Annotated in this window: 9 protein-coding genes; 6 read left to right on the top strand and 3 right to left on the bottom strand. The window is 56.1% G+C overall.

What is annotated here, in order from left to right; all coding sequences use genetic code 11:
- Nucleotides 1-110: 110 nt before the first annotated feature.
- The 3 genes from H7A79_RS07885 to H7A79_RS07875 are packed head-to-tail and all read left to right on the top strand — an operon-like array spanning nucleotide 111 to nucleotide 6,085.
- Nucleotides 111-1,391 carry an efflux RND transporter periplasmic adaptor subunit gene (locus tag H7A79_RS07885; RefSeq protein ID WP_187001660.1) on the top strand — a complete coding sequence of 427 codons (1,281 nt, stop codon included), beginning with the start codon at nucleotides 111-113 and terminating at the stop codon, nucleotides 1,389-1,391.
- Nucleotides 1,392-1,402: 11 nt separating this feature from the next.
- Nucleotides 1,403-4,588 carry an efflux RND transporter permease subunit gene (locus H7A79_RS07880; protein ID WP_186999872.1) on the top strand — a complete coding sequence of 1,062 codons (3,186 nt, stop codon included), beginning with the start codon at nucleotides 1,403-1,405 and terminating at the stop codon, nucleotides 4,586-4,588.
- 57 nt (nucleotides 4,589-4,645) lie between these two features.
- Entirely contained in the window at nucleotides 4,646-6,085 is a 1,440-nt protein-coding gene (locus H7A79_RS07875; RefSeq protein ID WP_186999871.1) for an efflux transporter outer membrane subunit, read from the top strand.
- A 328-nt stretch (nucleotides 6,086-6,413) separates the two neighbouring features.
- On the opposite strand, the gene prmB is transcribed toward H7A79_RS07875, so the two are convergent.
- The gene (gene prmB / locus H7A79_RS07870) at nucleotides 6,414-7,313 is read right to left on the bottom strand and encodes a 50S ribosomal protein L3 N(5)-glutamine methyltransferase (protein ID WP_187001659.1); all 900 of its coding nucleotides are present in this window, start codon (nucleotides 7,311-7,313) and stop codon (nucleotides 6,414-6,416) included.
- Nucleotides 7,314-7,666: 353 nt separating this feature from the next.
- Here prmB and glmM point away from each other — a divergent pair, with 353 nt between their 5' ends.
- A complete protein-coding gene (glmM, locus tag H7A79_RS07865) occupies nucleotides 7,667-9,031 on the top strand; it encodes a phosphoglucosamine mutase (protein ID WP_186999870.1) in 1,365 nt (454 codons plus the stop codon).
- A gap of 170 nt (nucleotides 9,032-9,201) precedes the next feature.
- Here the strand turns inward: glmM and H7A79_RS07860 are convergent, their stop codons facing one another.
- Nucleotides 9,202-9,411: a hypothetical protein gene (locus H7A79_RS07860; RefSeq protein ID WP_186999869.1), complete on the bottom strand. Its 210-nt coding sequence runs from the start codon at nucleotides 9,409-9,411 to the stop codon at nucleotides 9,202-9,204.
- A gap of 529 nt (nucleotides 9,412-9,940) precedes the next feature.
- On the opposite strand from H7A79_RS07860, the gene H7A79_RS07855 reads away from it, so the two are divergent.
- Both H7A79_RS07855 and speB read left to right on the top strand, forming a co-directional pair.
- Nucleotides 9,941-10,633 carry a DedA family protein gene (locus H7A79_RS07855; RefSeq protein ID WP_135033673.1) on the top strand — a complete coding sequence of 231 codons (693 nt, stop codon included), beginning with the start codon at nucleotides 9,941-9,943 and terminating at the stop codon, nucleotides 10,631-10,633.
- A 96-nt stretch (nucleotides 10,634-10,729) separates the two neighbouring features.
- Nucleotides 10,730-11,695, top strand: coding sequence for an agmatinase (speB, locus tag H7A79_RS07850; RefSeq protein ID WP_186999868.1), 966 nt, complete (start codon nucleotides 10,730-10,732; stop codon nucleotides 11,693-11,695).
- Between the two features lie 271 nt (nucleotides 11,696-11,966).
- Here the strand turns inward: speB and ypfJ are convergent, their stop codons facing one another.
- Nucleotides 11,967-12,803: a KPN_02809 family neutral zinc metallopeptidase gene (gene ypfJ, locus H7A79_RS07845; protein ID WP_186999867.1), complete on the bottom strand. Its 837-nt coding sequence runs from the start codon at nucleotides 12,801-12,803 to the stop codon at nucleotides 11,967-11,969.
- Nucleotides 12,804-12,923 lie beyond the last annotated feature (120 nt).

Below are 12,923 nucleotides of genomic sequence, written 5' to 3'. Positions count from 1 at the left end.
CGGTATGGCTTGGTTTTGCAGATGCCGGCAAGAAATCTACACGGTTTGAGAAAGATTTGAAACATACAAAATATGTAAGGAAATTACATTTAACAGAAAGATTTAAGATGATGAAATACTATCCTTCTAACAAAACTAACAAAACATTACGCTTGGCGGCCGTGGCCGCTGCCACGCTGTTGGCGTTGTCTGCCTGCGGCAAGGGCGGGGAGCCGGCCGGGCAGGCCGGGGGGGCGGCAGGGCCACAGGCACCTGCGCCTGTGGTCGGCGTGGTTACGGTGCAGCCGCAGTCGATAACCGTCAGCACCGATCTGCCCGGCCGCTTGGAGTCGCGCCGTTCGGCCGACATTCTGCCGCAGGTGGGCGGCATTGTTAAAAAGCGCTTGTTTCAGGAGGGTAGTTATGTAAAAGCCGGCCAGGCACTTTATCAATTGGATGATGCTGCTTATCTTGCTTCTTTGGAAAGTGCGCGCGCCGAGCTGGCTTCCGCACGGGCAACGCTCGCCAAAGCCGATGCCGACTTGGCACGCTACAAACCGTTGGTGGCGGCCGATGCGATCAGCAGGCAGGATTATGATGCCGCCGTGCAGGCCAAACGTTCCGGGGAAGCCGGCGTGAAAGCCGCTCAGGCAGCGATTAAATCGGCACGAATCAATGTGGAGCGTTCGCGCATCAGTGCGCCGATTTCGGGCTACATCGGCCAATCTTATGTTTCGGAAGGTGCGTTGGTCAGCGCGGGCGGCACCGCCAAGCTCGCTACCATCCAGCAAACCAATCCCATGTATGTGAACCTCACCCAATCCGCAACCGATGTAATGAAGCTGCGCCAGGATATTGCCGAGGGCAAAATGAAGGCAGTAAACGGCGCGGTGGCAGTGGATATCAAGCTGGAAAACGGACAAACCTATGGCCACAAAGGCCGTTTGCTGTTTGCCGACCCCACGGTAGATGAAACCACCGGCCAAGTAACCCTGCGTGCCGAAGTGCCCAATCCCGATAATATCCTCCTGCCCAATTTATATGTGCGCGTGAGCCTGCCGCAGGCCGATATGGAAAATGTGTTTGTGGTGCCGCAGCAGGCAGTAACGCGCGGCAACCAGGATACTGTGATGATTGTGAACGCCCAGGGCGGCATGGAACCGCGCAAGGTAACGGTGGCGCAGCAGTATGGCAACAATTGGTTGGTTTCAGACGGCCTGAAAGCGGGCGACAAAGTGATTGTGGACGGTATGTCTATCGCCGGCATGATGCAGGCGAAAAAAGTGACGCCGAAAGAATGGACGCCGCCGGGCGGGCAGGCTCCGCAAGCCGCACCTGCAGCGCGCAATGATGCGGCCGTTCAGACGGCCTCTGCAACCGATCCTGCTGCTTCCGATGAAAAGAAACAATAAGGAAGTAACACATGGCTAAATTTTTTATCGACCGTCCGATTTTTGCTTGGGTTATCTCGATTTTCATTATTGCGGCGGGTATCTTCGGCATTCGGAGCCTGCCTGTTTCGCAATATCCCTCGGTGGCCGCGCCCACCATCACGCTGACGGCCACTTATCCGGGCGCGTCTGCGCAAGTGATGGAAGACAGCGTATTGGCCGTTATCGAGCGCAATATGTATGGTGTCGAAGGTTTGGACTATATGACCACTTCTGCCGATTCGAGCGGCAGAGGCACGGTGTCATTAACGTTTACGCCGGACACCGATGAAGACTTGGCGCAGGTAGATGTGCAAAACAAATTATCCGAAGTAACCTCGTCTTTGCCGGCTACGGTGCAGCAATACGGCGTAACCGTGTCGAAAGCGCGCTCCAATTTCTTGATGGTGGTGATGCTCTCGTCTGAAAACCAATCTGTCGAAGAAATGAACGATTATGCGCAGCGTAACGTTGTGCCGGAGTTGCAGCGTATCAACGGTGTCGGCCAGGTGCAGTTATTCGGCTCGCAACGCGCTATGCGCATTTGGGTGGACCCGAAAAAACTGCAAAACTACAATTTGTCGTTCAGTGATATTTCCAGCGCGCTGAGTGCGCAAAACATTCAGATTTCGGCCGGGTCGGTCGGTGCGCTGCCTGCGGTTGCCGGCCAAACCGTAGCGGCCACGGTTACGGCTCAGGGCCAGCTGAGCACGGTTGAAGAGTTCGGCAATATCATTTTGCGTTCGACCGCCGGCGGTGCCAATGTTTATCTGAAAGACGTGGCAAAAATCAGCTTGGGCATGCAGGATTACTCGACTTCCACCAAATTAAACGGTGTAAACACAACCGGTATGGCGGTGATGTTGTCCAACAGCGGTAATGCTCTGGCTACGGCCACTGCGGTAAAAGCCCGAATGGACAACCTGGAAAAATATTTTCCAAACGGTATGTCTTGGTCTGCGCCCTACGACACTTCGACATTCGTAGCCCTATCGATTGAAAAAGTGGTGCACACCCTGCTGGAAGCTGTGGTTTTGGTGTTTATCGTGATGTATATCTTTCTGCAAAACATCCGCTATACGCTGATTCCGACCATCGTTGTGCCGATTTCCATCTTGGGCGGTTTTGCCTTTATTGCCTATATGGGAATGTCGATTAACGTATTGACGATGTTTGCCATGGTGTTGGTTATCGGTATTGTGGTGGACGATGCGATTGTGGTGGTGGAAAACGTTGAGCGGATTATGGGCGAAGAAGGCCTGCGGCCGAAAGAAGCCACCAAAAAAGCAATGGGGCAGATTTCCGGTGCGGTGGTCGGCATTACCGCAGTATTGATTTCTGTGTTTGTGCCGATGGCGATGCTTAGCGGCGCAACCGGCAATATTTACCGGCAGTTCTCCCTCACGATGGCCTCGGCCATTGCGTTTTCGGCATTCCTGGCTTTAACATTGACACCGGCTTTGTGCGCAACAATGTTGAAGCCGGTTCCGAAAGGCCATCACGCAGAGAAAAAAGGCTTCTTCGGTTGGTTTAACCGCAAGTTTGACAGACTGACACACCGTTACAGCGGCTGGGTGGCCGCCGGTTTGCGCAAAATCGGCCGTATGTTTGTGATTTATGCAGGTTTGGTTGCCGTGGGCGTATTTTTAATGATGCGTCTGCCTTCATCATTCTTACCGATCGAAGACCAGGGCTATATGATGGCCAGCGTCCAGCTGCCTGCCGGTGCCACCAAAGAGCGCACCGACCATACCTTGATGCAGGTTACTGAGTTGGCGAAGTCTATGCCTGAAGTGAAAGACGTGATTGCCGTGTCGGGTTTCAGCTTTTCCGGTTCCGGTCAAAATATGGCAATGGGCTTCATCATGTTGAAAGATTGGGCGGAGCGCACCGCACCGGGCAGCGATGCAAATTCCGTAGCCGGCAAACTGACCGGCGCGATGATGGGCTCGTTGAGGGACGGTTTCGGTATTTCCGTTGTGCCGCCGGCCATTCAGGAATTGGGCAACAGCTCGGGCTTGGATTTTTATCTGCAAGACCGCAACAACAGCGGGCATGAAGCCTTGCTGGCACGCCGTAACGAACTGATGCAGAAAATGCGCCAAAGCCCGGTTTTTGATGCCGGCACCGTCCGCGCCAGCGGTTTGGAAGATGCGCCGCAGCTGAAAATCGATATCAACCGTCAGGCCGCCGCCGCACAGGACATCAGTTTCTCAAGCATTCAGACGGCCTTGTCGAATGCTTTGGGCTCGAGCTATGTAAACGATTTTCCAAATCAAGGCCGCCTGCAGCGCGTGGTGGTTCAAGCCGATGCGTCTGCCCGTATGCAGCCTGCCGATATTCTGAATATTACCGTGCCCAACAGCGCGGGCACGGCCGTGCCGTTATCGACCATTGCCACCGTGTCGTGGGAAAACGGTATGGAGCAGAGCGTGCGTTTCAACGGCTATCCCGCCATGCAGATTACCGGCTCGCCGGCCACAGGTTATTCTTCGGGAGAAGCGATGGCCGCAGTTCAGCAGATGGTAGACGAAATGCAGGGCGGCTACAGCCTGGAGTGGGCCGGCCAGTCGCGCGAAGAAGTCAAGGGCGGCTCGCAAACCACCATGATTTACGTTTTGTCGGCAATTGCGGTATTTCTGGTTTTGGCGGCACTGTATGAAAGCTGGTCGATTCCGCTGGCCGTTATTCTGGTTATCCCGTTGGGTTTGGTGGGCGTGTCGATGGGTGCCACCGGCCGGAATCTTTTCGATATGCTGTTCGGCGGTTCGGCAGCCTATCTCAACGATATCTATTTCCGCATCGGCTTTATCACCGTGATGGGGCTGAGCGCGAAAAATGCGATTTTGATTATTGAGTTTGCCAAAGATCTGCAGGCACGCGGCCAAAGCGCGGTCGAAGCGGCAAAAGAAGCGGCACATCTGCGCTTCCGTCCGATTTTGATGACTTCGTTTGCATTCATTTTGGGCGTGCTGCCGATGTATATCGCCAGCGGTGCCAGCTCCGCCAGCCAGCGCGCCATCGGCACCGCCGTGTTGTGGGGTATGCTGATCGGCACGGTTCTTTCCGTATTTTTGGTACCGTCCTTCTTCGTGGCCGTGCGCAAACTGTTTAAAGCCAAGCCCGAGCCGGCTGCGGTTGAAGATTTGCAGCAATCCGCAAACACTGCCCAAGAATAGTATGCTGAACGACACCGGCCGTCTGAAACTTTCAGACGGCCTCAGAGGATGCAAAATATGAAAATACCAAACTTCAAATCCGTTGCCGTGTCCGTGTTGGCGGCAGCCGTTTTATCCGCCTGCAGCCTGATGCCCAAATATCAGGAGCCTGAAGTCAGCGTGGCAGAAAGTTTCAAATACGACACTTATCCCGGCACCGGCATTCAGGCAGCCTCTTTGGGCTGGCAGGATTATTTCGCCGACCCGCGCCTGCACCGTCTGATTGAAATTGCATTGGCGCGCAACACCGATTTGCGCAGTGCCGCGCTCAACGCCGAAGCCTTGCGCAAGCAGTATATGATTCAGCGTGCCGACCTGCTGCCCGGCATCAATGCCGCCGGCAGCGGTTCGCGCGGCAGAACGGCGCAAGACCTGCGCAGCGCGGGGCAGCCCGCCATATCTTCGCAATACAGTGTCGGCTTGGGGATTACTTCGTATGAAATCGACCTGTTCGGCAAAGTGCGCAGCAACACCGAAGCCGCTCTGCAAAGCTATTTCAACAGCGCCGCCACCCGCGATGCCGCCCATCTTGCTTTGGTGGCTTCGGTGGCGAAAGCCTATTTCAACGAACTTTATGCTGCAGAGAGCATGAAGCTGGCGCAAAACGTGTTGAAAACCCGCGAGCAAACCTACAGGCTCACCCAATTGAAACACAAAGCAGGCGTGGTTTCCGCCATTGATCTGCGTCAGCAGGAAGCTCTGATCGAATCGGCCAAAGCCGACTACGCCGATGCCGTGAAATCCAAAGAGCAGGCGGCAAACGCGTTGGCGGTGTTGATAAACCAGCCGCTGCCGGCCGATTTGCCGGTCGGGCTGCCGTTGAACAAACAGTTTAAAATCAGCAAACTGCCCGCCGGCTTAAGCTCCGAAGTGATGCTCAACCGCCCCGACATCCGCGCGGCGGAGCATTCGCTCAGGCAAGCCGATGCCAATATCGGCGCGGCGCGGGCGGCGTTTTTCCCCAGCATCAGCCTTACCAGCACCATCGGCACAGGCTCCACCGAATTGAGCGGCCTGTTTAAAGGCGGCAACGGCACATGGTCGTTTGCGCCCAGCATCAACCTGCCGATTTTCAACTGGGGCAGCAATAAAGCCAACCTTGATGCCGCGAAAATCCGCCGGCAGATTCAGGTGGTAAACTACGAAGCCGCCGTACAGTCAGCTTTCCAAGATGTAGCCAACGCCCTGGTTGCCCGCGAGCAGCTGGATAAAAGCAACGCCGCTTTAACCAAACAAAGCAGGGCGTATGCCGACTCGCTGCGCCTGATTAATCTGCGCTACCGCCACGGCGTATCCAGTGCGCTCGATTTGCTCGATGCCGAACGCAGCAGCTACAGCGCCGACACCGCGCTGCTGGCCAACCAGCTCACCCGCTTGGAAAACCTTGCCGACCTGTATAAAGCCCTCGGCGGCGGTTTGAAGCGTTACACCCAAAACGATGATGCCGCCCGGCAGTAGGCAGCCGGTTCTACCGCCGCTCGGGCGGCCGGCAAAACCCGTTCTCTTTAGCTGAGCCGAAGCAGAAGCCAATCGGCTTCACTAACAAATAGAGGCCGTCTGAAAACAGGAAATGCTTCAGAGCAAATGTTTTCAGACGGCCTTACTGCCGCTATAGCGAATCCACGGCATTTCTGATAAAGGGCCGGAGCGCAGACGGTATAGACAGAAAGGAACCAGTTCTGTTGCCGCTTTGATGGCTGGCAAAATCGCTCTCTTTGAACTAAGGCACAACGCCGCAACAGAAATAAAGAGGGTTCACGATATGGTTTCACCGGTGGTGTTTTTGTTATTCTTCCCCTAAAAGCTGCCTGCGGGTGAGCAGAAACACGAAACCGTCGCCGCCGCTGGTTTCCAGCCAGGTGAAGGGCAGCTCGGGATAGGCGGCTTCCAATGTGTCGCGGTTGTGGCCGATCTCGACCAAAAGTATGCCTTGGGGGGTGAGAAATCCGGCGGCCTGAGAGAGGATTGTGCGGACGGCATCAAGGCCGTCTGAACCGCTGCCCAGGGCCAGTTTGGGTTCGTGCAGGTATTCTGCGGGCAGCTCTGCCACCGACTCGGCATCAACATAGGGCGGGTTGGCCACAATCAAATCATAAGTGCCTTCCAGCCCTTCAAACAAATCGGTGTGGATCAGGTTGATGCGTTCTTCAAGGCCGTAGCGCTCGATATTGACGGCGGCCACCTCCAGGGCATCCAGGCTTAAATCGACCGCATCGATTTCGGCGGCGGGGTAGTGGTGTGCCATCTGAACGGCCAGGCAGCCGCTGCCGGTGCATAAATCGAGCGCGCGGTGTACCAGCTCTTCGTGTTCTGTCCACGGCAGCAGCGGTTCGCCCAAAAGTTCGTAGATAAACGAACGCGGCACAATCACGCGCCCGTCCACATAAAAATCAAACCCGCCCTGCCAGGCGCGGCGGGTGAGGTAGGCTGCGGGAATGCGTTCGGTTACGCGCCGTTTGATTTGCTTGAGCACGGCTTCTTTTTCGGCCGGCAGCAGCCTGGCATCAAGATAGGGCTCGAGCGTGTCGGGCGGCAGATTGAGGGTGTGCAGAATCAGATAGGCGGCTTCATCGTGGGCATTGTCGCTGCCGTGGCCGAAGTGCAGCCCGGCTTCGTTGAAACGGCTGACGGCAAAACGCAAAATGTCGCGCAGGGAGAAAAGGTGTTGATCGGCTTCGGAAAACATAGGGAGGTTTGCGGGTTGGAAGGAAAGCGCGATTATAGCCGATTCGGTTTCAGACGGCCTTAAACTCGGACGGATTATTTCAATCGGGCAGGGCGGGTTGGGCGGCAGCGGTTCCATATTGACTGTACCGTTTCCGGTTTGTTTTCCGAAAACTAACGGATTCCGCCGGCGCACGGTGCAACAAGTTGCACCGTGCAGAGCTTGTTTCTTACTGCAGATTAGAGGGTTCGGCCGCCGCACAGCCGGGCGGATTCATGATACACGGGCGGCAAACCGCAAAACCTTGTAAACCGCTGGATACGGCGGCAGCGCTGTTTTACAATACCACATTCGATTAAACGGAGTGTTTTTATATGGCAAAAAAATATTTCGGCACTGACGGCGTGCGCGGCGAAGTGGGCCAGTTTCCGATTACCCCCGGTTTTGTCTTGAAGCTCGGCTATGCCGCAGGCCGGGTGTTGGTGCAGCACGACAGCGAACACAAGCCTACCGTGATTATCGGTAAAGACACCCGTATTTCCGGCTATATGCTCGAAGCCGCATTGGTGGCGGGTTTTACCGCCGCCGGCGTCAATGTTATCCAAACCGGCCCGCTGCCCACGCCCGGGGTAGCCTATCTCACGCGCGCGCTGCGGCTTTCGGCGGGGGTGATGATTTCCGCATCGCACAATGTTTATTCCGACAACGGCATCAAATTTTTCGCCGAAGGCGGTGTGAAACTGAGCGATGATATCGAGTTGGAAATCGAGGCCAAACTCGATGAAGAAATGAAAACCCTGCCTGCCGGCAAACTCGGCCGCGCCCGCCGCGTGAACGGTGCCGATGACCGCTATATCGAATTCTGCAAATCCACCTTTCCCGCCAATTTGGATTTACGCGGCCTGAAGCTGGTGGTGGACACCGCCAATGGTGCGGGCTACAGCGTGGCACCCAAAGTGTTTCACGAGCTGGGCGCAAAAGTGGTGAGCATCGGCGATGAACCCAACGGCTACAACATCAACGAAAAATGCGGTGCCACCCACCCGAAAGCCCTTCAGGCGGCAGTGCTGCAAAACGAAGCCGATTACGGCATCGCCCTGGACGGCGACGGCGACCGCCTGATGATGGTCGATAAAAACGGCAAGGTTTACGATGGCGACAGCCTGGTTTATGTGATTGCCAAAGCCCGCGCCCGCGAAGGCGTGGAAATCGGCGGCGTGGTCGGCACGGTGATGACCAATATGGCGATGGAGCTGGCTTTGAAAGAGCAGGGTGTGGCGTTTTGCCGCGCCAAAGTGGGCGACCGTTATGTGTTGGAGCAGCTGCAGCAGCGCGGCTGGCTGCTCGGCGGTGAAGCCAGCGGCCATATTTTGTGTATGGACAAACACAACACCGGTGACGGCATCATCTCGGCTTTGCAGGTGCTGGCCGCGCTGCAGATTCTGGAGCAGGATTTGATGACGGTGTGTTCCGACTGGCAGGCTTTTCCGCAAACCATGATTAACGTGCGCATTCAAAAAGGGCAGGATTGGCAGGGTGCCGCCAAACATGTGCTTGCCGAAGTGGAAGCAGAGCTTGAAGGCAAAGGCCGCGTGGTGTTGCGCGCATCGGGAACCGAGCCCGTGGTGCGGGTGATGGTGGAAGCCCGCCAGATTGACCAGGCGCGACAGGGGGCCGAGCGCATAGCTGATGCCATCCGCCATGCAGACAAAGCCGCGCCTGCGGTAAAACAACCATAGCGTTTTGATGTTTTCAGACGGCCTTTTGCCGGATATGCCGTACTGTAACGGATTCATCCGCTTCCGCCGCAAGGTCTTGCAAAGCACAGGCGGCATGGACACTGCAAGGGCAGGCAACGCTGCGGCGTGGCAAGCAGATTCGCTGTCATCCGCAACGGCATAAAAACCGATTATGCTGCCGGAAAATATTCAGGCCGTCTGAAACGGAAACAGGCGGGCATCGGTCTGGAGAGGCCGTCTGAAAAACGGTGCGGCATCCGCAGCCGTGCGGGAAAAACGGCTGCGGGCGCAAACGCTGCCGCAGGTTTGGCAACCACATTATTCCCGCATTCCCGCCTTGCCGAAGATTGCGGCATATCACCGTTCGGTTGTGTTTGCATGGATATTCCTCCGATAGCCGGCCACCGCAATCCCGCTGGCGGATGGCGGCTGTGGCGTTATCGAGGGAGGCTTGGAGACACACTGTCCTGTTGCCGGTGTTGCAAACAGCAGTCTGCCTGTTTCAGACGGCCGCAGTGAAGTCAACCGAAGCCGTTTAGGATGGGCAGAACCGATTGTTTCATTACAGCTCGTCCGCTTTTTAAAATCAGCAGGCAGGCCGCAAGGGATACAGGCGGAAAAGCGGGGCGGTATGGTTACGGCTTTAATAATGTGCCGTCCGCTATAGTGTATTGCCGCGCCTGATACGGAAAAGCAGAGTGGAAAGCCGGTGCAGATGCCGAAGGATTTTCAATAATTTAAATCATTTCAGGCCGTCTGAATCCCGGCGGGCAGGTTTTCCATGCAGCCGGTGCAGCAAACCGCATCCGCTGCCAACAGCAAGGCGGGGCAGGGCAACGCAACGCAACGCCGTGATGGGCAGGCGCTTCCAACGCTGCGCCGCCGGGCAACCATAAAAGGGACAAGCACATGCTTGCGATTTTAGAAACATTTTTTATCGAATACGGCTATGCAGCGGTGTTTTTAGTGCTGCTTGCCTGCGGATTCGGGGTGCCGATACCCGAAGACGTTACTTTGGTGGCCGGCGGTGTGATTTCGGGTTTGGGCTATACCAACGTGCACACGATGGTGGCAGTGGGGATGTTGGGCGTGTTGGCCGGCGACGGGCTGATGTTTGCTGCCGGCCGGGTGTTTGGCCATAAAATTTTGAAAGTACGCTTTATTGCCCGCGTGATGACGCCGAAACGCTATGCACAGGTGCAGGAGAAATTCGATAAATACGGCAACCGTGTGCTGTTTGCCGCCCGTTTTCTGCCCGGCCTGCGCACACCGATTTTCATCACTGCCGGCATCAGCCGCAAAGTGTCTTACCTGCGCTTTTTGATGATGGATGGTTTGGCCGCGCTGATTTCAGTGCCGGTGTGGGTGTATCTGGGTGGGTATGGCGCCGAAAACCGTGAATGGCTGATGCACAAAGTGCACCAATTCCAATCGGGGTTGTTCGTTTTAATCGGCATCGGTGCCGTGGTGCTGCTGTATTTTTGGTGGAAAAAACGGCAACGCCAACGCTTTTTCCGCGACCATGTCCGCAGCATCCGCGCCAAACGTAAAGAGCGTAAGGCCGCGCGCAAGGCGGCGGAAGCGGAAAAGCAGGCCGATTGACGGCATCTTTGTAAAAGGGTTTTCAGGCCGTCTGAAAGCCTTTTTCCCTTTTCAGACGGCCTGAACATATTGATTTCTTGCAAGAGGGCAAACAATATGAACACAAACATCTACGGCGACGGTGCCTTCCGCCGCGAATCGCTGCAAGGTTCCACCATCGAAAACACTTATGCAGGTGCCTTATCGTTTATGCGCCGCCGCTACACCCGCGATTTAACCGGTGTGGATGTGGCGGTATCGGGCGTTCCGCTCGACTTGGCCACCACCTTCCGCTCCGGTGCGCGTTTTGGCCCTGCCGCCATCCGCGCCGCCAGCGTACAACTGGCCGAGTTGAACCTGTTTCCGTGGGGGTTCGACCCGTTTGACGACTTGGCCGTTATCGACTATGGCGACTGCTGGTTTGATGCCCACCAACCGTGGACGATACGTGAAACCATCAAACAACACGCACTCGGTATCATCAACGGCAGCAACGCCAAAATGCTCACCTTCGGCGGCGACCACTTCATCACTTACCCCTTATTGCAGGCGCATGCCGAAAAATACGGCAAGCCCTTGAGCCTCTTGCATTTTGATGCCCATTGCGACACTTGGCCCGATGATGCGCCCGAATCGCTCAACCACGGCACCATGTTTTACAAAGCGGTTAAAGAGGGGCTGATTAACCCGAAAACCTCCGTGCAGGTGGGGATACGCACCTGGAACAGCGACTTTATGGGCATGAATATGCTGTTTGCGCCCTGGGTGAACGAAAACGGCATCGAAGCCACCGTCAAACACATTTACGACATCATCGGCAACCATCCCGTTTACATCACCTTCGATATCGACTGCCTCGACCCTGCGTTTGCCCCGGGCACCGGCACGCCCGTGCCGGGCGGTCTCAATTCGCATACCGCGCTGGGCATTGTCCGCGCTTTGGGCGGCCTGAATATTGTCGGCATGGATGTGGTGGAGGTTGCCCCTGCATACGATAACGCCGAGATTACCGCAATCGCAGCCGCACACGTTGCCGCCGATATGCTGTGTCTGCTGCGCAATAAGAAAGTGGCGGGCGGGTAACTGCGCTGTTGCGGGAATTCGGCAAAATCCGTTCAGGCCGTCTGAAAACCCGGTGGGGCTGCCGGGTTGGAACATGATGTTCAGACGGCCTTTGTGGCAGAATTTTGCAAGCCGTTAATTTTTCAACAACATGGTGTGGCCGGGATTGCCCCCTGGGGCGGTAGCACATAGCCGAGATACAATGAAATAAGCACAAGGCGGCGTGCCGGGTGCGGTAAGCAGGTAATGGGGCAATGCTTTATGATGTTGCAGCGGGCTTGCTGCTTCTCATTCAATTGGAAGAAAACGTATTGCATTGATTGATGTCGCCGCTCTGCATACCGCGTTTGAACCATTTCATGCGTTGGGCAGAAGAGCCGTGGGTGAAGCTGTCGGGCACAACGTAACCCTGCGCCTGTTGTTGCAGGCGGTCATCGCCCACTGCTTCGGCGGCGGCCACGGCTTCTTCGATATCGCCCTGTTCAAACAGTTTTTGGTTGATGGCGTTATGCGCCCAAATGCCGGCAAAGCAGTCGGCCTGCAATTCGAGTTTCACCGAAAGCGCGTTGGCCTGCGCTTTGCCCATGCCCTGCTGCGCCTGGTTTACCTGCGGCAGAATGCCGAGCAGGTTTTGCACGTGGTGGCCGACTTCGTGGGCAATCACATAGGCAAACGCTGCATCGCCCGATGCGCCGAGTTTCTTGCGCATATCTTCGTAGAACGACAAATCCAGATACACTTTGCGGTCGGCGGGGCAGTAAAACGGCCCCATCGCAGCCCGGCCGGTGCCGCAGGCGGTTTGTGTGCCGGCGGTGTAGAGCACCAGCGTGGCGGGTGTGTAGCGGCTGCCGCGTTTGCCGAAATAATCTGCCCATACGGTTTCGGTGTCGGCCAGCACCACGCGCGAAAGCTCGTTCAATTGGGCTTCCTGCCCGCTGCTGAGCGTGGTTTGGGGGGCGGCAGTGCCGATTTGCGGCGTGCCGACCACGCCCGATAAATCTACGCCGTAATAGGCGCCTACCAGCAAAACGATGATGCCGATGATGCCGGTGCTTTTGCCGCCGATGCGGCTGTTTTGGCCGCGGCGGTCTTCCACATTGGAGCTTTGTTTTCTTCCTTGCCAACGCATGGCTTGATTCCTTTAGCGGGTGAAAATATGGCGGTATTATATGCCGGCTCCCCAAGGTTTAAAGCAACCGCAGGGAAGGGCGGTGGAATTTTGATACAACCGGCCGTCTGAATCTCTTTT

Source organism: Neisseria musculi, from assembly GCF_014297595.2.
Classification (GTDB): Bacteria; Pseudomonadota; Gammaproteobacteria; order Burkholderiales; family Neisseriaceae; genus Neisseria; species Neisseria musculi.
The sequence above is the reverse complement of the archived record's forward strand: the minus strand, read 5'-3'. Positions and strand labels throughout refer to the sequence as shown.

Bases quoted from the DNA above. Each gene is read 5' to 3' on its own strand.
- H7A79_RS07880 (WP_186999872.1), top strand. From the start codon at position 1,403: ATGGCTAAATTTTTTATCGACCGTCCGATTTTTGCTTGGGTTATCTCG.
- H7A79_RS07885 (WP_187001660.1), top strand. From the start codon at position 111: ATGAAATACTATCCTTCTAACAAAACTAACAAAACATTACGCTTGGCG.
- H7A79_RS07860 (WP_186999869.1), bottom strand. From the start codon at position 9,411: ATGCAAACACAACCGAACGGTGATATGCCGCAATCTTCGGCAAGGCGG.
- speB (WP_186999868.1), top strand. From the start codon at position 10,730: ATGAACACAAACATCTACGGCGACGGTGCCTTCCGCCGCGAATCGCTG.
- H7A79_RS07875 (WP_186999871.1), top strand. From the start codon at position 4,646: ATGAAAATACCAAACTTCAAATCCGTTGCCGTGTCCGTGTTGGCGGCA.
- glmM (WP_186999870.1), top strand. From the start codon at position 7,667: ATGGCAAAAAAATATTTCGGCACTGACGGCGTGCGCGGCGAAGTGGGC.
- prmB (WP_187001659.1), bottom strand. From the start codon at position 7,313: ATGTTTTCCGAAGCCGATCAACACCTTTTCTCCCTGCGCGACATTTTG.
- ypfJ (WP_186999867.1), bottom strand. From the start codon at position 12,803: ATGCGTTGGCAAGGAAGAAAACAAAGCTCCAATGTGGAAGACCGCCGC.
- H7A79_RS07855 (WP_135033673.1), top strand. From the start codon at position 9,941: ATGCTTGCGATTTTAGAAACATTTTTTATCGAATACGGCTATGCAGCG.